Below are 17,650 nucleotides of genomic sequence, written 5' to 3' on the forward strand. Positions count from 1 at the left end.
TTTACACTTTCGACGCCGTCGCATCGCGCGCCCGTAGCTCAACTGGATAGAGCATCAGACTTCGGATCTGAGGGTTGGGGGTTCGAATCCCTCCGGGCGCGCCAAGTCGCAACGCGCACTTGGCGCGTCAGATCGCAGCAACCAATTCGGCCGAAACCCACACTGGGTTTCGGACTTCCTGTGACTAAAGGATGCGCGCTCCGCGCTTTCAGTAAGCTCGAAATTGCTCCCTACTAAGTGATAATGTCCTCACAGTGATTTTGTGCCCGAGAGCTCACAACGTGTTAGTAGATCGCAACGCCGCAGCGATCCGCTTGTGCAGTCGCGCTGACGCGCGAAGGGCGTTTGGGCTTCAAAGGTCCCAGTCGATCCGAACGAGGTGCTCAAGGCGACGCGTTGCTGGAGATTTCTCTGAACGCGGCTGAGGACGAATTTGCTGATTACGAATGGATCGAGGAAGGAAAGCTTTTCCGTGAATCGCTCGTCCCCTCGAGGCTCCTAAACAAAAGAATTCTGCGCGTGCAGATCGTCGAGCGGTACGGTACAACTGCTTGAACCGGTGAACAGATTCAGGCAGGAGCGGCAGAGAACGAGTGAACGGTGTGCGAAGGGAATTGAGAGGATGGACTACAAACTTGAGCACAAATGCGACCGTATCAGGGCTCCACAAGGATGGACCGCCGTGTACACGCTTAGCCACATGAAAGACGGCACATGGCACGTCCACAAGTTCGCTAACGATGAACCGACGCGCGTTTTCGCAACCGAACAGCAGGCAAAAGAGCGCAATTGGGAATTGGCGAAGGCTTGGCTCGTAGCGGAAGACCCGGATGGGCAAATTTTCGAGTAACCTTACAGCACGTTAACTCGCGGAAAACTGCGAGCCAAAAGCAGCAGGCCACATGTCCGATTCGATCGCTGAACCTAAAATTCCATTGCTATCTTCAATTGAGGACTTTCTGTTCGGGGCACCCCTGTACGCGGAGTATGATTTCGCCTCTGTCGCAACGGAGAGCGGCAGCATGGCTTTCGACATGTTCGTTCAGCCTCTTGTCGTGGATGGGTACTGCCCTCACTGCCACAAGGTTGCCACTTTTAGTCGCACAGCAGGAACTATACAAATTGGCGACCTTGAACATGCGGTTAAAAATGCTGAAGCCGTGGGTTTCGAAATTACATGTGCTCGTGACCAGAACCATACAGTCCTTTTTATACTTAGGATCAAGAAGCCGCTAATTCAAAAAATCGGACAGTATCCCTCGCTCGCAGATATAGCCAACGACGAAAGCCGCACATATCGACAAGTTCTTAAGTCAGAGGACGGCGCAGAACTTCATCGAGCAATCGGCTTGGCCGCTCACGGCGTTGGTGTCGGCTCTTTCGTGTATTTGCGGCGTGTATTCGAAAGGCTGATCGCGGGGCGGTTCGAAGAGTTCAAGGTGCAAGAAGGCTGGAGCGACGCTGATTTTGTTGGCAAGCGCATGGAAGAGAAAATCGAGTTTCTCAAGCACCACCTACCGGATTTCCTTGTTCGCAACAGAAAAGTATATGCGATCTTATCGAAAGGTATGCACGAGCTTGAGGAAACTGAATGCCTCAACGCCTTTGAGATGCTGAAGCACGCGATCTTCTATATTCTCGATGAGGATAAGCATAAGCGTGAGATGCTAGAGCGTCGGCAAAGAGCAGAAAAGGCAATTAGTACCTTTCCGGCACAGAAGGGCTCGAAATAATTCGGCCAACGCTGCAGCGTCGCGGGGCCGACGCGAGACCGCATCGCTCACTCGTTTTTCTGAACCCTTACTAACAGCGCGGAGCGCGCATCTTCTTCTATAGCGATTCGGCCCTGCGGCCCGAAGTCCGCTTCGCGTTGCCACAGGAAGTCTGAAACCCAGGGTGGGTTTCAGCCGAATTTTGTTTCCTGCTGAGCGCCGGCGTGAGGGGTCGCGGATTCGCGCGGGTGAGATTGCGATAGCATTCAGAATGCACTATGCATTGCCGAGGTCTGGCCGGTCTCAGCCGTCGCGACGGATCGACGGCGAGCGCGCCGGGCGCTTGCGATGAAGCGTCACAAGAACCGCAGATTCCCCGATTTTCTCGCGGTCGGTCCGCCGCGCACCGCGACCACGTGGCTTCATCGCGCGCTCATCGGACGCGTTGGATTGCCCGCGCACGTTAAGGAAACCAACTTCTTCGACGTTTGTTACGATCGCGGTATCGATTGGTACCTCGACCATTTCCGCGATTGCCCGCCTGACCTGCCGATGGGCGAGATTAGCTGCTACTTCGGCTCCGCGCCGGCCCGCCAGCGCATCCAGCATCACATCCCCGAGTGCAAGATCATCATCACGCTGCGCGACCCCGTCCAGCGCGCCTATTCGGCCTACAAGCTGATGCGATGCCGCGCCTACACCAGGGCCGGCTTCGAAGATTTTCTCGAGCAGCGGCCGCACGTGATCAGGGGTTCGAAATACGCCTTTCATCTGTCGGACTGGATCGCGCGCTTCGGCCGCGACCGCGTGTTCGTCAGCTTCTACGAAGAGTTGAAGGATGAGCAGGCCTACTTCGACCGGGTGTGCGCCTTTATCGGTATCGAGTCGCATCCTTTGTCGGAAGTGAAGGGCCTCCGCAATTCGCGGAACTCCTTTGCGTGCGCGCCGCGCAGCCATAAGCTCGCACAGAATGCACGCCACTTCAGGATCGGGCTAAAGCGCCGCGGCTTTTATCGCACGATGAATCTGCTCGAACGAATCGGCGTATGGGATTATTGCTTTGGCCGCGGCGATCCGTTTGCCGGACTTAGCCTCGAGCAAGATGCGCGGGTGCGCCGGCGTTTCATCCGTGAGGTCGAGGCGGTCGAGGACCTGCTACAAATGGATCTGTCCGACTGGAAGGATTCGCCGCGTGATCGCGATCAATCGGCAGCTGGCTCGCCCGACGCGTCAACCGACCGGATTCAAAGCCTCGAACTACTCTCGCGCTCCTAAGGAAAGGAGGTCGGCCGATGGACGCAAGGTTGAAAGTAACTGGCGGATTCGCGCCTTCCGGCGACGGCCAGATCTACTTTGAAACCGCGGGAAGGGGCCCGGCGCTGATCTTTGTCCATGCCGGAGTTAGCGATCGCCGGATGTGGGATCCGCAGTTCGAAGCCTTTGCCGCCGAATACCAGGTTATCCGCTTGGATCTGCGCGGCTTCGGAAAGTCCAGGATGACGCAAGGTCCCTACGCGAATCGCGATGATCTCGCGAGCGTGCTCGACGCGATCGGCGTTACCAGTGCGGTGCTGGTCGGATGCTCGATGGGCGGTGCGACGGCGATCGATTTCACGCTGGAGCATCCTGAGACGGTAAGCGCCCTGGTGCTGGTCGGCGCCGGTGTTAGTGGATGGAAAGACTGGTCGCCGCAAACCTTCAATCATTTCGGCCAAATGATGCGGTTGATCCAGCAAGGCGATTCGGCTTCTGCGCGCGATCTTGAGGCTCGATACTGGATCGACGGTCCGAGCCGCGACGCCGCCAAGGTCGATTCGGCCTATCGCGCCCGCGCCGCGGAACTTCATCGTGAAAATTTCTCGGTCGAGCGCTTTTCGCATCAGGAGCAGGAGCTTTCACCGCCGGCTATAGGACGTCTCGGGGAAATCAAATGTCCTGCAACTGTGATCATAGGGGACTCCGACGCCGACGATATCCGCGCCCTTGGCGCGCGGCTCGCGACCGAGATCGCAGGAGCGCGCCTCGTAACGATCGAGAACGGGGCTCACCTGCCCAATCTCGAGCATCCCGATCGATTCAATCGGATTCTGCGCGAGTTCTTAGCTCGGCTGGCGAATTAGCTAACTATTGAGAGCCCTTACTTCAAGACCCGTTTCATTGCTGAACCGATGGTCGCGAAGGTTTGAAGGAAGCATGCAAGCTGTTGCCGCCTGAGCGCCACGCCATTGTACGCTCCAGATCAGCAAGGCGCTCATCGAAGCTGGCTCGCGTGCGTTCGTTGCCAGCCTTCAGCTCCACGATCTGCGCTTTCAGGCTGGTCAGCTCCGCGGCCTGCCGTTCGTTGATCTTCCTTTGATCGATAACAACTGTGCGCTGCTTCTGGACTTCGTTCAAGAGCATCGGAGCGAGCATCGAGTAGCGTACTGATTCGACGGTTCCTTTTTCGTCGCGAACCACCAGCTCCGGATAGACCTGGTTGACCTCTTCTGCTACCAGGCCATACTGCTTTGCGCCGTCACGATCGCCCTTATAAACGAAGGTGACAGGCCGCAGCTTCATCAAGGCGTCAGTTGCATCGCCCATCTCATGGATGTCGCGCTTGTAGCGCGCCGATGAGACCACCACGCCGAGTTTGCCGCTGCCGTTCACCACTACGTCGCTGCCAGTCACCGCGGTGCCCGCGATCCCCGCTATAAAAGTCTGCGTCTGCGTGCCTTGTTTGCCTATTCGGATGATCCCGGTATCGCCAGCCACACCGAGATTGGCGATATCTATGTTGTTATTGCCAGTGGTCAGGTTGAAACCCGCCTGAAAACCAAACCCAGTATTGGTTTGACCGGTGGTGTTATGAAACAGTGCCTGAACTCCGAATCCTTGGTTGAAGCTGCCGCTCGTATTGTTGAATAAAGTTTGCACTCCCTCGGCCGTATTTTGCTTGCCCGTGCTATTGTTCACCAAGGCGTTCGCGCCGGTCGCGCTGTTGCTGTTTCCCGTCTTGTTGCTGAAAAGTGCGTTGGCCCCGACCGCTACGTTATTGACGCCGGTCGTGTTTCCGAACATTGACGAGATTCCCACAGCAGTGTTGCCGGAGGCAGTTGTTGTACTCTGAAGCGCGCTCACCCCGACCGCGGTGTTCGCTCCTCCCGTGGTATTGACGTTCATCGCAAATCCACCGAGCGCCGTGTTATTGGTGCCTGTGGTGTTCTTCTGCAGCGCTATAATTCCGACCGCGGTGTTGTTTGAACCGGATGTGTTCTCCTGAAGTGTGTCAGAACCAAGCGCGGTATTGTTACTGGCAGTGTTGTGAAAGAGCGCGCCGGTTCCCACTGCGACGTTAAAGCCGCTGCTCACGTTGCTGAACAGCGCGGAATCGCCGAGAGCGGTATTGAAGCTGCCGGTTGTATTGCTCAGCAGCGTCCTGAAGCCCATCCCGGTGTTCTTGAACCCGGTGGTGTTGCTGGTCAGCGAGTTGAAGCCGAATGCGCTGCCGGCGCTTCCGGTCGTGTTGGCGAAGAGCGCATGGACGCCGAATGCGCTGCTAAAGTCGCCATCGTTGAGATCGAGCGCGCCTACGCCGAACGCCGCGTTGTTGCTACCCTTGATGTTATTGAACATCGCGCCGAACCCCATCGCGGTGTTACTTGAGCCGGTCTGATTCTTGATCAATGCGTCGGCGCCGAAGGCGCTGTTGGCCCCGCCGGTGGTATTAGATCCGAGTGCGCTATCTCCGAATGCCGTGCTGTTGGCGCCGGTGGTGTTCACCGACAATGCGGCGCTGCCGCCCGCAGTATTACCCATGTCGCTGGTGTCGTTGTTTGGCGGCGGCCCTGCCCAGCTCGATGCTGCGGTGAGCGGAAGAACCAGGGCGACGACGGCTACAGCAATCAGGCAAGTTCTGTTCATGGGCTCCTCCCAATGGTCGAAGAATTTTTTGCGAAATTATCATTCCCGAATTTTGATACAAACTCGCACGCCTATCAGGCAAGTTGCAAACTCCGCTGGTTGCGGGACCGCCAACAGCGTAATCTCTCCCCGCGATTTTCGGCGCCTTTGATGACTCCATCTTTCACAGTCGTGATCTGCACCAGGGACCGTCCCCTGGAGCTCGAACGATGCCTCAACGCTGTTCGCCTGCTCGATTATCCCGAATTCGAAATCCTGGTCGTCGATAACGCCCCGACCGGCGACGACGCCCGCGATCTCGCGACGCGCTTCGATGCCCGCTACGTGGTTGAACCCGTCGTTGGTCTCAGCCGCGCACGCAATCGCGGGGCACTCGAATCGCGCACCGAGTTGATCGCATACATCGACGACGACGCAATTCCGGAGAAAAACTGGCTTTCCGTGCTGGCGAACGAGTTTAGGGATCCGCTGGTGATGGCCACCACGGGTCGCATCGTCCCGACCAGGGTTGAAACTGAGGCCGAGCGGTTCTGCCACCGGATGGGCCTAACGGACTACGGCGAGCGACGCCGGGTAATCGATCGCAGCATCCCGCAATGGTTCGAGATGCTTATGTTTGGCGGAATCGGGATGGGCGCGAACATGGCGTTCAGGCGGAGCGCATTCGAATCCTGGCCCGGCTTCGATCTTCGCCTCGGCCGCGGCGCGCCGCTTTATGCCGGCGAAGAGGAGCACGCTTTTTTGGCGCTGGTGGACCGCGGGTATCGAGTCGTTTACGCTCCCGAAGCAATCGTTGCTCATCCATACCCGAGTTCGATGGAGGAGGTGCGCTCGCGATGGATGCGTACGCGCGCCTCGCAGATGGCATTTCTGACCCTGATCGCGGTCGAGCAGCCCCGTCACATTTTCGATATCGCTCGATACGCAATCAGCCGCCTGCGCCGCGAGCCTCGCGATTGGCGGACTTCTTCGACCGCACCCAAAGTGGGAATTCCCCGCTTGCGCGAATTGATGGCGTCAGTATCGGGGTTTTTTCTCTATGCGCGAACCCGATTTCCCTAGGGGGGCGGAGCGTCCTAACAGTTAAGCGCGAATAAGCACTTTAAAAATAAAATGAAATCGCGTACGATATCGTAATCACTCTATATGATTATTAGAACTATAATTGCGCTGAAGCAGTCATGCTTGCATCCAATTTGATGGTATTGCGACTGATCGGATGTTAGCTTAGGCTTGCCTTCGCATTTTAATCCCAATAAATTCCGTTTGGCGCGGCGAACCGAATTGGAGAGACCGCAAACGCGATGGCAATTGCCAAATGAATACGACGACGCTCGAACCGCGAGGATGTGACGATGGCAATGCGCCGTGCGGTCTCGCCCTCGTCTGACAATCAACCTGAGTCTTACCTCCTGCCGCCAACGCTCGACCTGATGCTCGCGGGGGCGGCGGGTCAGTTTCGGTTTTGTGGGCGGAATGAAAATAGCGATTAACGCACTGACGTTGCGCAAGGGCGGCACGCTCGTGGTGCTGAACAAACTGCTGACGGGATTCGTCGAGATAGCGCCCGAGAACGAATACCACGTGCTGGCGAATCTGGCGACGCCGCCCGCGCTCGAGGGAAATCCGCAAGTCAAGTATCACCACTTTTACTGGACCAGCGGCAGCTATTCGCGGGTGGCATTCTGGTACGTCGCGGTGCTGCCGCTGTGGCTGCGGCGCCACAAAATCGATGTGCTTTTTTCGCAGATTTGCTACTTGCCGCCGTTCACCCGCCGGCGCTCGGTGCTGCTCCTTCAGGACGCCAAGTTTTTTTACAATTCCAAGGAGTTGCGCAAACGACTGACCGTCTCCGAGCGGTTCAACCTGTGGCTCAAGAAGCGCTGGACCTATCATTCGGTGGGAGCCGCGAACCGAATCCTGGTGCAAAGCGATACGATGGCGCGCTCGGTGATCGCGAAGGTGCCTTCCGCCCGCGACCGCGTGAGCACGGTTCATCATGGCCCGGGAATCTTGAACGGCCAACCGCGGCCGGCTTATCGAGCCGGTCCCAGCGATACCTTCGAGATTGCCTACGTCGCGATTTACCGCGGATACAAGAATTTCGAGGTGCTGCTCCGCGCGTTGCGCCTGCTCGACGATGAAGGCGTTCCCGCCCGGCTGCATCTTACGCTCGACGTAATCGACAATCCGGGCGCACGGGCGGTGATGGCGTATGCGCGCAAAATAGGCGTCGAGCATGCGGTCGTGAATCACGGCGAGCTCGCGCCCGAGCGCGTGGCAGAGGTCTATCTTGCCGCGCGGGTGTTCGTGTTCCCGTCGGTTTGCGAGTCCTTCGGCTTTCCGCAAGTCGAGGCGATGGCTTTCGGTCTGCCGATTCTCGCGGCGGACACGGCGATCAATCGCGAAATCTGCAACCAGGCCGCAATCTACTTCGATCCCGACGACGAACATCTGCTGGCCGCGCAGTTGCGGCGGCTCTACAAGAATCCAGCCGAACTGAGCGCCCTCTCGGAACGCAGCGCGCGCCGGGGGCGCGACTTCGGCTGGACCGGCGCGGCCGCAGAAACCTTGAAATGGCTCAAGGCCTAATCGTATGCGCCCCTCCACTACCTGATCTCGTGTTTGATCCGGACGGTATCCTGACGATCGATTTCATCGGCGGTTCGCCATCATCACATCTCGTTGCCATCTAAGTGAGAGGCGTCTCGTTTCCGGAGGAAGCCCTTGGATAATTTTGAACAATCCTCGAAAAAAGGCCTCGTCGCCCGCGCCGGCGACGCGGCCACCGGCGATGACTACGGCACGCGAACCGCTTCGACGCCATCAACGAAAGAGAAGAACCGGCTTGATGTCCGGCGAGCATTGTTTGTTTGCCACTACCCGGTCTTCGGCGGGCCGCACAATTGGGGCATGAGGCTGAACGCCGCGCTGGCGCCCCGCGGATGGGAGGTGTTAGTGCTGCTGCCAGACGAGCCTGGCAACGCTGCTGAGCGCGTACGGGCAGCGGGTTCCACGGTTTTCCAGATTCCTCTTCATCGAACGCGCAAGAGTGTCGATCCGCGCAAACATCTGGCTTACCTCGTCACTCTGCCTCGCGAGGTCGCTGCCATCAGACGGCTCCTTCGCGAACAGCGGATCGATGTCGTGATGACGGGTGGCTACACGAACCCGCACGAGGCAATAGCCGCGCGCCTGGAGAATATTCCGATCGTCTGGCAGGTCGCGAACCTCCACTCGGTAGCTCTCCTGAGGCCGCTGATTATGCGCATGATCGAACGCTTTGCCGATGCAATCATGTTTACCGGCGAAAACCTGCAACGGACTTACCTGGGCGAACGAAAGCCTTCGGTCGAAGTCTTTCCTTTCTACCCGCCGGTGGACACCAAGCTATTCCGCCCAAATGAGTTGAGCCGCGAAGAGGTCAGAAAAGAGTTTAACATTCCGATGGACGCTCCGGTGATTGGATCCGTGGCAAATCTGAATTCGCAAAAGGGCCTTGAATACTGGATTCGTGCCGCCGTCCTCATTTTCCAGCAGGAGCCTGCGACCTATTTCCTCTGGATTGGCGCGAGGTCGGAGACAAACAGAACCTACGCGGCAAATTTGGAAAAGGAGATCGGACGCTCCGGCATTCCCCCGGAGCAGTTCATACTCGCCGGCCCCAGAATGGATACTCACCGCTATCTCGCCGCGATGGACGTCAAGATGCTCTCTTCTCGATACGAAGGAGTCGCAACTACCTCTTTGGAAGCGCTCGCGGTTGGTGTGCCCGTCGTTGCGACCGATGTCGCGGGAATGGCTGAAGCGGTCCGCAACGGCCAGACGGGTTTTGTAGTCCCGCCGGCGAATCCGGCCGAGTTGGCAGCAGCCGCACTCAGACTGATTCAAGACCCCGAGATGAGAAGGGCGATGGGAGAAGAGGCGAGGCGCGACGCGGTCAGGCGCTTCGACCTGAGCATCTGCGCCGAAACCCACCGTTGCGCATTGGAGTCTGCGATTGCGCATCGATTGCGGCTTCGGAACGCCAAAGCTTGAAGAGCGGCGTGGTTCGATAGATTGCTCTTGTAGCAGGCGTGCAACTGGAGATCGGGGCGGACCCTCAGGGTTTACAGGCATTGGTTAATAATCATTGGATTTTGCTGGAGAATCTGACGTTTCAAAAGGGTCCCGAAGGAGTCAAGCCAAGCGCCTCTCAGACTTGACATAAGCTGGCATCGAACATAAAAGAGTACGCTTGGTTGATCGGCTTCGGGGGGAATCGAGTGAAGCGTTCGCTATATGTCGGCCATCGAGTCAGGCTATCCGAGTTATCGATAGTCCGGCGGACGCGCACGTGATCATCCCGAGCGCATCGTGGGGCGCCCACTGAGGGAACGCGCTTCAGTTCGGCGGGAATTTGATTCTGTTGCGTCGACCGGAAATGCAGCGGCCAGGCGCGGAGATCGATCGAAAAGATATCGCCGGCCCTAGACGCTGAAATTGTCTTAGTGTATCTAAATCGCTGGCTGACCTGCTGAATTGTGTCGGCAGGCTTTGGTGGCGGAGGCAGCATCCTGCGATTTCAAATAAATTTACTGGTTCTGGCTGCCTTCCTCGCGGCCGCATCGTCGGCGTCGGCCAGCACCTACGCCGCCTACGTCCCGCTCGATGATCCAGCCTACATGGAACTCGAGACGCTCTCCGGCCTCGGCTTGATTCAAACCTACCTGAACGAGATCAAACCGATCGCTCGAGTCGAAGTGGCGAGGCTCATCCTCGAGGCGCAACAGGAGCAGAGTTCGTCGTTGCCGAGCGCCCGCCTGGCGGCCTCGCTGATCCGGTCGCTCCGTCTCGAGTTCGCCGAAGAAGTGAGTTGGCTCGAACACGACCGCGAAGACTACCTGCCGACGATGCTGAAGCCGATCGAGCGGGTCGAAGGCCAGTATATCTTCTCGAGCGGCGGACGGCGGAGCTGGCTTTCAAGCGGCGGAAATTCGCTCAGCGCCAAGGAACTGACGCCGCTGTTGCCGGACTCCGACGGAATCCCCACGGCGCCGGGCAGCAACGAAGTTGCGCGGCTGGCGGGATGGGGCGGTGTCGGCGGCTTTCTGACGTTCTATGGCGAAGGCGGCGTCGCCGGACCGATGACGAGATCGATTCCAGGTACGAATCGTTTCCGCGTTTTCAGCGCCGCCACGGTGCTGAGCCTCGGCAACACCGCCATCTCCTTCGGCAAGGAGGAAACCGCCTGGGGCGTTTCGCATTTCGGGCTCGGCTCGCTCTCGCAGGGAAACAACGGCCAGCCGTTCGCGGCGCTGCGCCTGCAGAATATCCATCCCTCGGTGCTGCCGTTCTTCCTGAAGTACCTCGGCCAGGAGCGCCACGTCATCATTTTCGGGCAGCTCGATAGCGACCGGACATTTTCCCGCCCCTGGATTTCAGGGCAGACGGTTTCGTTCAAGCCGTTCCCGTTTTTTGAGTTCGGTGTGAATCACGTGATCATGTTCGGCGGCTCGGGCAACAGCAACTACGGTTTCGGCGGATTTCTCGGCCGCGCGACCGGGTTCGCGACCGGCAACGCCAAGGACGGCAATACCAACTCGAGAGTGGGATTTTATGCGAAGCTGATCGTTCCGCAGCTTCGGAACACGCAATTCTACTACGAAATTCTCGGCGAGGACTTTTTTCAGCCGTTCGGCAACAGCCTGCAAATCAAGACTCCGTTCAAGGCTCCCTCCTACACCTTCGGCATCTATGCTCCGCAACTGACCGCCGACGGACTGACCGACGCCGGCGCGGAGTACACGCTGCTCGATTCGCGGTATTCGACCCACAACGACAGTTTGTATTGGGTTTATCAGAACAACTTGATGGGCGACCCGCTCGGACCCGGCGCATGGCACGTGAATGCGCAGATCGGCCGCTGGTTCAACTACCAAACCAAGCTCGGCTCCGAGTTCTTTTTCGAGCGCAGGTCGATGCTCCCGTTCCAGAACGGATCGGTGCTGGTCGCCAACGAAAACGGGTTTGGCGGCGCATTCACGTTCCTCCATATTCCGGCCAAATTTCAGAGCTCGGGTCAGACGCTCGGTCAGGTTCGACTGAGACTCTCGGCTGAGTATGTCGAGAATCTAAATTATTCCAGCCGCAACTCGGTCCGCACGATGCTCGAGCTCAGCTTTGGCGTGATGCCATCCTGGCCGAGCCTAAAATTCAGATAAGATGCATTTTAATGCGTTAGCAGGTAGTCACGTCTGCTAACTGATTGTCATCAAGCGCCGATGAACCGGCGAGACTTAGCGCGGAGCACGCAGCAGTTATTTTTGGCGAGGGAGAATCGGGTTCTCGATTGCTCTAAGCTTTGTTCCGCAGATTAGCATTGATGCTTCAAATAGCCTCTTGAAATAGCTTTTACTTATCATTAGGATGCGTTGGTGGTCGTCACACCTCGTGGGACTACCTTGCATCAGGGCCGGCGACTATCGTTCGCGACCTACTTAAGTGCTCTCTGAACTTGCCGCCACAGATGCGGGATGGCGGACGCATGCCCGGTCGAGCGGATTCGATTTATGCCTGATTCTAACGACCCGGCTGCGCGGATTGGCGGCGCGACGGCGGTTGGCGGATTTTCAGGCCGTGCGAGCTGGCGCGAGTTAACCGCGCGGTCGATCGGATAGCCCGAGCGAATGGTAAAGCGGAAGGAACAAATATTTGCGCAGATCATGCTGCTGTGCGATGCGGCCACGCTGATCGCAAGCTTCGTGCTGGCGTATTTGCTGCGCGATTATCTGGACAACCCGATCCGCGAGAGCATGCTCCAACCGCGGAATCGACCGGTGTTTCCGTTCGCCTCGTATAGCTGGATTCTCTGGGTCATCCTACCCACCTGGGCGGTCTGTCTCCGACGGTTTGGGCTTTACGGATCCCGTACCTACGAGTCCGGCCGACGGATCCTGAAGTGCCTCGTCAAAGCGCAGGCGCTCGGCGGCCTTACGCTGCTCAGCGTCCTGTATCTCGCGACGAAGCTCAATATCAGCCGCCTGCTGCTCGAGCTGTTCCTCGTGATCAGCTTTTTGATGCTGCTGGCGGTGAAGATCGCGGTCAAGCAGATGCTCAGCCAGCTCGCGCGGCGGCGACGGGCTCGCGAACACTGGAAAGTCCTGCTGGTCGGAGACCTCGCCCACGCCGACACGTACTTCCAACTGCTGCAACAGCATCCGCACTGGGGAATCCAGGTAATCGGGGTGGTATCGCCGACGTTTGCCGCGGCTGCCAACGGCAACGGTCGCCTGAACGGTCATACCAACGGAGCGAGCAACGGCAAGGGCGACGGCATTCGGACGAATGGATGGGGCGATGCGTTGCGGGAGTATTCGGCCGACGAGGTGGTGGCAGTCTGCTCATGGGAAGAAGCGCCGGGACTGCAGAACCTGGCTGAGGTCTGCGCCGAGCGCGGGGTAATCTTCCGGACGATGATCAAGCTGCCGCAGACCAACGTGGGAGGATACCAGGTCGAGGATCTGGGCAAGGGAACGTACCTGATTTCGCTCGAAACGATTCCGCAGGAAGCTATTCCGCTGCTGGTCAAGCGGGTGATCGATGTAGTCGGGGCGATGTCGGGGTTGGTGCTGTGTGCGTTGATTCTTCCTTTCTACGCGTGGCGGCTGCAGCGTGAATCGCCCGGACCGGTTTTCTTTCGCCAGCAGCGGCGAGGGCAGAATGGCCGCGTCTTTACCCTCCACAAGTTCCGGACAATGTATCCCGACGCCGAAGCGCGGCTCGAAGGGCTGATGGGCCAGAACGAGATGAACGGGCTGCTCTTCAAAATGAAGAACGACCCGCGCGTCACCCCGACCGGCGCCTTCATGCGCAAGACTCATCTGGACGAACTTCCACAATTCTGGAACGTGCTGAAGGGCGATATGAGCCTGGTCGGCACCCGGCCACCGACCGCCAACGAAGTCGCCCAGTATGAGCATCATCATTACCGGCGGCTGAGCTTCAAGCCGGGAATAACCGGCAACTGGCAACTGGCCGGCAATGGCAGAGTTAATAATTTCGAGGAAGTGGTGCGGCTGGACTGCGAGTATATCGATACCTGGTCGCTCTGGCAGGATTGTAAAATCCTGACCAGGACAATCCTCAAAGTCGCGCGCGCAGAAGGGTGGTAGGGGGCCAATGAGCCAGCGACCTCGAGCGCGATATTGGCGGGCCGGGTCGCGGTCGTAGCTCAGGCATCAGGGTTCTACTTGGGTTCTGCCTTGGTTAATCGGATTATTTGTCTCAGAGGAAGATCGCAATGAACGGAAAGCTCAAGCTAAATCTTTTTCCGACGGTGCTGTTAGTAGTGGCGATAGCTTCTCTGCCGGCGCCTGCGCGCGCGCAAATGTCGAGCGGTTCCAGCGGCGGGGCTTCTTCGGGGGTTGGCTCTGGCGGCGGTCCCGGATATGGTGCTCCGACCGGCGGCTACGCAGCTCCGAGCGGCGGGCCGGGTTACGGAAGTCCGAACGCAGGAATGCCGGGCACGACGGGCGGACCGATGATGTCCGGCGCCCCGAACGGCGGGATGCCCGGGAACAGCGGACCAGTGGGGCCGCCGTCTAGCAACGCTAGTGCTCAATTCGTCGCTCCCGCGGCCGGCGCGGGCATGTCCGGCAGCACTTCCGGGGCGTCGATTCTTAACGGAACCGGGATCAGCCCGCAGGAAGCGGCCAAGATGCTCAACACCGTCGGTCCGGGTTGCCAAAGTGCCTTGGCCAACCAGATGGGATTATCGTGCGATCAGATCCAGTCGATCAGATCGCAAATCGCCAATGGCGGCAGCCTGAACAGCAGTCAGATCGAGTCGATCAGCGCCAAGCTCGCCACCAACGGCATGTCGCCGACCGATATCGCCTCGGTAGCCGCGACGCTGGGATTGACCCAGAACCAGCTTTCGATGGTCCGAGGCCGCATGAATCAGTTGCAGGTGCAGCCGAATGGTCAATCGACTCAGACGCAGATGACCCCCGGTCAACCGTCCGGCGGCTCCGGTGGCGTCCAGATGCAGCAGATGACCAACGACAGCAGGACCATGTCGTCGATCGAAAAATCCTTCAAGCAGAGTGTGACCGGCCAGGTCGAGGAATTCGCAACACCTGAGAATCTCTACCAATACGGCTACTCGATGTTCTCTGGCCAGGTTTCGACTTTTGCGCCGGTAAACAACGTGCCCGTTGGCTCCGACTATATAGTCGGCCCCGGCGATGAATTCCGGGTGCTGGTCTGGGGACGCGTTAACGATAGCTGGAGCCTGCAGGTCCAGCGCAACGGCCAGGTCGAGATCCCACAGGTCGGTCCGCTCGAAGTTGGAGGCCTGACCTTCGAGCAGGCCAAGAAGCTGATCGAGGCCAAAACCAGCACGATGACCGGCGTCCATGCCGACGTCACGATGGGTGAATTGCGCACGATCCAGGTCTTCGTGGTAGGCGAAGTACAGCAACCCGGGCCATACACGGTGAGTGCGCTCTCGCGCGTCTCGAACGTACTTGCGGCCGCCGGCGGAATTTCCAAGATTGGATCGCTGCGCAAGGTCCAGGTGAAGCGCCACGACAAGCTGATCAGCCTGGTCGACCTGTACAGTATCCTGATGCATGGCGACACGTCGGCGGATATCCGGCTGCAACAAGACGACGTCATCTATGTGCCCGTGATCGGACCGGCGTTCGGAATCGCAGGCGTGGTGAAGCGTCCTGCAATATATGAGATGGCTCATCCGACCGAACGGCTGGCCGACGCGGTCGCGCTGGCAGGCGGAGTCGGGGCATTCGCATATACGCAGCGGGTGCAGGTGCAGCGGGTGCAGGACCATGTGCGGCGAATCGTGCTGGACACGCCGATCAATCAGTTGGCGGCGAGGAACTTCGAGACGATCGACGGCGATCTGATCAAGGTGTTCCCGGTGCTGCCGGATCAGAAGAACTATGTGCGCCTGATCGGCAACGTTTTTAGGCCCGGCGACTTCCAGTGGAACAAGCAGATGCGGGTGACCGACCTGGTCAGTCTCGGCGAAGGCACCCAGCCGCATACCTATTTCAAGTACGCCCTGCTGAAACGGCTGGAGGGCAAGGAGCTTTACGCCCATTATCTGCCACTGAACCTGGGCGCAATCATTGCGGATTCGAACAGCCCGCAGAATATCGCGCTGCGGCCCTTCGATGAAGTTACGATCTACAGCGAAGACAATCTCCGCGATCTGCCGAGCGTGTCGATCACCGGCCAGGTCAGGATGCCCGGCAGCTATCGGCTCGATCCGAGAATGAAGGTGAGCGACTTGGTCTACCTTGCGGGAGGGCTAAGTGATAACGCCTATCAGCAGCAAGCAACGCTGGCGCGAACTCAAGTGATCGATGGAGCGCATACCGAGCACACCTACATGGAAGTCGATCTGAGGCAGGCGCTGGCCGCCAATTCGGCATCGAATCCGTTGCTGCAAAACAACGACCAGCTATTTATCCGCACCGCCACCAACTGGCATCTGCCATGGACGGTCACGGTCGGCGGCCGGGTGCCGCGGCCGGGCGTGTATCCGATCCGGGAGGGCGAAACGCTCGATGAACTACTCGACAAGTGCGGCGGGTTCTTGCCAGACGCATTCCCCAAAGGGCTGATTTTTACGCGCGCATCGGTGCAGGCCATCGAACAACGGCAACTCGACGATAGCCGCATGCATCTGGCGCAGGACCTGATGCAGCTGACGCTCTCAGCGCCGACCTCTTCAAGCGGCGGCGCGGATACCAAACTCGCCGCACAGACGGCCACCCTGCAGCACTTGCTGGCGGCGGCGCAGACTGCGCAGGCTGACGGCAGAGTCGTGATTCAGTGGAATGATCGCAGCAGCGGGCGCGGACGCCGCACCAATGTCGTCCTGCAGGACGGCGATAACGTCACCGTTCCGTTGCAGCCGCTCTCGATCAACGTGCTCGGCCAGGTTAACAGCCCGACGTCGCTTGTTCCGCAGCCGGGGTTCAAGGTGAAGGACTATCTGTACCGGGCGGGCGGTCCCAGCAACAACGCCGATATGGACAACTTGATGGTTGTCCAGGCAGATGGCGCGGTTGTCACCGAAGAGGGCTTGAAGCATACCGGATCCGGCAGCATCTTTCCGGCGCTGCCTCTGATTTCGGGTGGGTTGATGAACGCCAAGCTCGAGGCGGGCGACACTATCTATGTGCCCGAAGACGTGCAAAGCTTCGTGAAACTGGAGCGGGCGAAGGATATTGCGACGATCGTGGCGCAAAGCGCGATGACGCTGGGAGTTGTCGGGCTGCTGGCGTTGAGGCTGTAGCAGGGGAGGCGTGTCGAAGCGCGGATACATAGCAGCGGCCGGCGTGATGCTGCTCGGCGCATTGCTGATCACGGGGCGATCGGCGGTTGCGGCCGAGCCGGTGAACGAACGGGCTGCGCTCGGGGTCGTGGCAAGGATGTATGGCTTCGATCCGGACTTGCTGATCGCGATCGCCAAGGTCGAGTCGAACGGGAATCCAGCGGCGGTATCTCCCAAGGGTGCGCAGGGTTTGATGCAGCTGATGCCTGCCACCGCGGCACAGTACGGCGTGGACGATCCGTTCGACGTGGTGGAGAACGCACTGGGCGCGGCGCGCTTTCTGGATCATCTTCGGCGCTGGCGGCTCAGTCACCCGCAAATGCAATTGCCCGAGCTGTTAGCTGCGTACAATGCCGGCGAGAACGCAGTCGCCAAGTACGGCGGAATCCCGCCCTATGCCGAGACGCAGGAATACGTGAGACGGGTGCTGGTCACCTACCTGCTGGACGGGGTCCCGCTTCGGACCGACGGTTCATCGCGAACGATCGGTTTGATCAGGCCGGCCAAATCGCGGATGCCTATCAAGGGCGTCGCGCACGCCGATCAATCGGTCGCGGAAAGCTCCGACGCAAAGGCTCTCGATCAGCTTCAGGCGCTCAAGCGGCAGCGCTGGGCAGCTTTGGAACGGGCTCGATGAAAATTGCCGTGGGGGTCACTCAAGTAAGCCGGCCGCTTGAGGCGATGAGAC

General features: G+C 58.9%; 12 protein-coding genes and 1 tRNA gene. 12 read left to right on the forward strand and 1 reads right to left on the reverse strand.

Annotated elements, in window-relative coordinates:
* Window positions 1-27 precede the first annotated feature (27 nt).
* The 5 genes from Q7S58_RS10180 (at window position 28) to Q7S58_RS10200 (ending at window position 3,832) form a co-directional block, all read left to right on the forward strand.
* A tRNA-Arg gene (locus Q7S58_RS10180) sits at window positions 28-104 on the forward strand.
* Between the two features lie 518 nt (window positions 105-622).
* Entirely contained in the window at window positions 623-850 is a 228-nt protein-coding gene (locus Q7S58_RS10185) for a hypothetical protein (RefSeq protein WP_304824485.1), read from the forward strand.
* A gap of 52 nt (window positions 851-902) precedes the next feature.
* On the forward strand, window positions 903-1,733 hold the full coding sequence (locus tag Q7S58_RS10190; protein ID WP_304824489.1) for a hypothetical protein: 831 nt from the start codon (window positions 903-905) through the stop codon (window positions 1,731-1,733).
* 327 nt (window positions 1,734-2,060) lie between these two features.
* Complete coding sequence (locus tag Q7S58_RS10195) at window positions 2,061-2,987, forward strand: sulfotransferase domain-containing protein (protein ID WP_304824491.1); 927 nt, start codon at window positions 2,061-2,063, stop codon at window positions 2,985-2,987.
* A 17-nt stretch (window positions 2,988-3,004) separates the two neighbouring features.
* Complete coding sequence (locus tag Q7S58_RS10200) at window positions 3,005-3,832, forward strand: alpha/beta fold hydrolase (protein ID WP_304824494.1); 828 nt, start codon at window positions 3,005-3,007, stop codon at window positions 3,830-3,832.
* Between the two features lie 34 nt (window positions 3,833-3,866).
* Here the strand turns inward: Q7S58_RS10200 and Q7S58_RS10205 are convergent, their stop codons facing one another.
* The gene (locus Q7S58_RS10205) at window positions 3,867-5,615 is read right to left on the reverse strand and encodes a tail fiber domain-containing protein (RefSeq protein WP_304824497.1); all 1,749 of its coding nucleotides are present in this window, start codon (window positions 5,613-5,615) and stop codon (window positions 3,867-3,869) included.
* A 150-nt stretch (window positions 5,616-5,765) separates the two neighbouring features.
* On the opposite strand from Q7S58_RS10205, the gene Q7S58_RS10210 reads away from it, so the two are divergent.
* From Q7S58_RS10210 to Q7S58_RS10240, 7 genes are all read left to right on the forward strand, one after another.
* Complete coding sequence (locus tag Q7S58_RS10210) at window positions 5,766-6,677, forward strand: glycosyltransferase family 2 protein (RefSeq protein ID WP_304824500.1); 912 nt, start codon at window positions 5,766-5,768, stop codon at window positions 6,675-6,677.
* Window positions 6,678-7,091: 414 nt separating this feature from the next.
* On the forward strand, window positions 7,092-8,207 hold the full coding sequence (locus Q7S58_RS10215; RefSeq protein ID WP_304824503.1) for a glycosyltransferase: 1,116 nt from the start codon (window positions 7,092-7,094) through the stop codon (window positions 8,205-8,207).
* 135 nt (window positions 8,208-8,342) lie between these two features.
* Window positions 8,343-9,653, forward strand: coding sequence for a glycosyltransferase (locus Q7S58_RS10220; RefSeq protein WP_304824506.1), 1,311 nt, complete (start codon window positions 8,343-8,345; stop codon window positions 9,651-9,653).
* A 485-nt stretch (window positions 9,654-10,138) separates the two neighbouring features.
* The gene (locus Q7S58_RS10225) at window positions 10,139-11,818 is read left to right on the forward strand and encodes a capsule assembly Wzi family protein (protein WP_304824509.1); all 1,680 of its coding nucleotides are present in this window, start codon (window positions 10,139-10,141) and stop codon (window positions 11,816-11,818) included.
* Window positions 11,819-12,283: 465 nt separating this feature from the next.
* Window positions 12,284-13,768, forward strand: a complete 1,485-nt coding sequence (locus Q7S58_RS10230; RefSeq protein WP_304824512.1) for a sugar transferase — start codon at window positions 12,284-12,286, stop codon at window positions 13,766-13,768.
* Window positions 13,769-13,896: 128 nt separating this feature from the next.
* Entirely contained in the window at window positions 13,897-16,923 is a 3,027-nt protein-coding gene (locus Q7S58_RS10235; RefSeq protein WP_304824515.1) for an SLBB domain-containing protein, read from the forward strand.
* Between the two features lie 10 nt (window positions 16,924-16,933).
* Window positions 16,934-17,599: a lytic transglycosylase domain-containing protein gene (locus Q7S58_RS10240; protein ID WP_304824518.1), complete on the forward strand. Its 666-nt coding sequence runs from the start codon at window positions 16,934-16,936 to the stop codon at window positions 17,597-17,599.
* Window positions 17,600-17,650 lie beyond the last annotated feature (51 nt).

Source organism: Candidatus Binatus sp. (assembly GCF_030646925.1).
Taxonomy (GTDB): domain Bacteria; phylum Desulfobacterota; class Binatia; order Binatales; family Binataceae; genus Binatus.

Excerpts from the sequence above, each read along its gene's own strand:
- Q7S58_RS10230 (WP_304824512.1), top strand. The coding sequence starts at position 12,284 with ATGGTAAAGCGGAAGGAACAAATATTTGCGCAGATCATGCTGCTGTGC.
- Q7S58_RS10210 (WP_304824500.1), top strand. The coding sequence starts at position 5,766 with ATGACTCCATCTTTCACAGTCGTGATCTGCACCAGGGACCGTCCCCTG.
- Q7S58_RS10190 (WP_304824489.1), top strand. The coding sequence starts at position 903 with ATGTCCGATTCGATCGCTGAACCTAAAATTCCATTGCTATCTTCAATT.
- Q7S58_RS10200 (WP_304824494.1), top strand. The coding sequence starts at position 3,005 with ATGGACGCAAGGTTGAAAGTAACTGGCGGATTCGCGCCTTCCGGCGAC.
- Q7S58_RS10205 (WP_304824497.1), bottom strand. The coding sequence starts at position 5,615 with ATGAACAGAACTTGCCTGATTGCTGTAGCCGTCGTCGCCCTGGTTCTT.
- Q7S58_RS10195 (WP_304824491.1), top strand. The coding sequence starts at position 2,061 with ATGAAGCGTCACAAGAACCGCAGATTCCCCGATTTTCTCGCGGTCGGT.
- Q7S58_RS10235 (WP_304824515.1), top strand. The coding sequence starts at position 13,897 with ATGAACGGAAAGCTCAAGCTAAATCTTTTTCCGACGGTGCTGTTAGTA.
- Q7S58_RS10215 (WP_304824503.1), top strand. The coding sequence starts at position 7,092 with ATGAAAATAGCGATTAACGCACTGACGTTGCGCAAGGGCGGCACGCTC.
- Q7S58_RS10185 (WP_304824485.1), top strand. The coding sequence starts at position 623 with ATGGACTACAAACTTGAGCACAAATGCGACCGTATCAGGGCTCCACAA.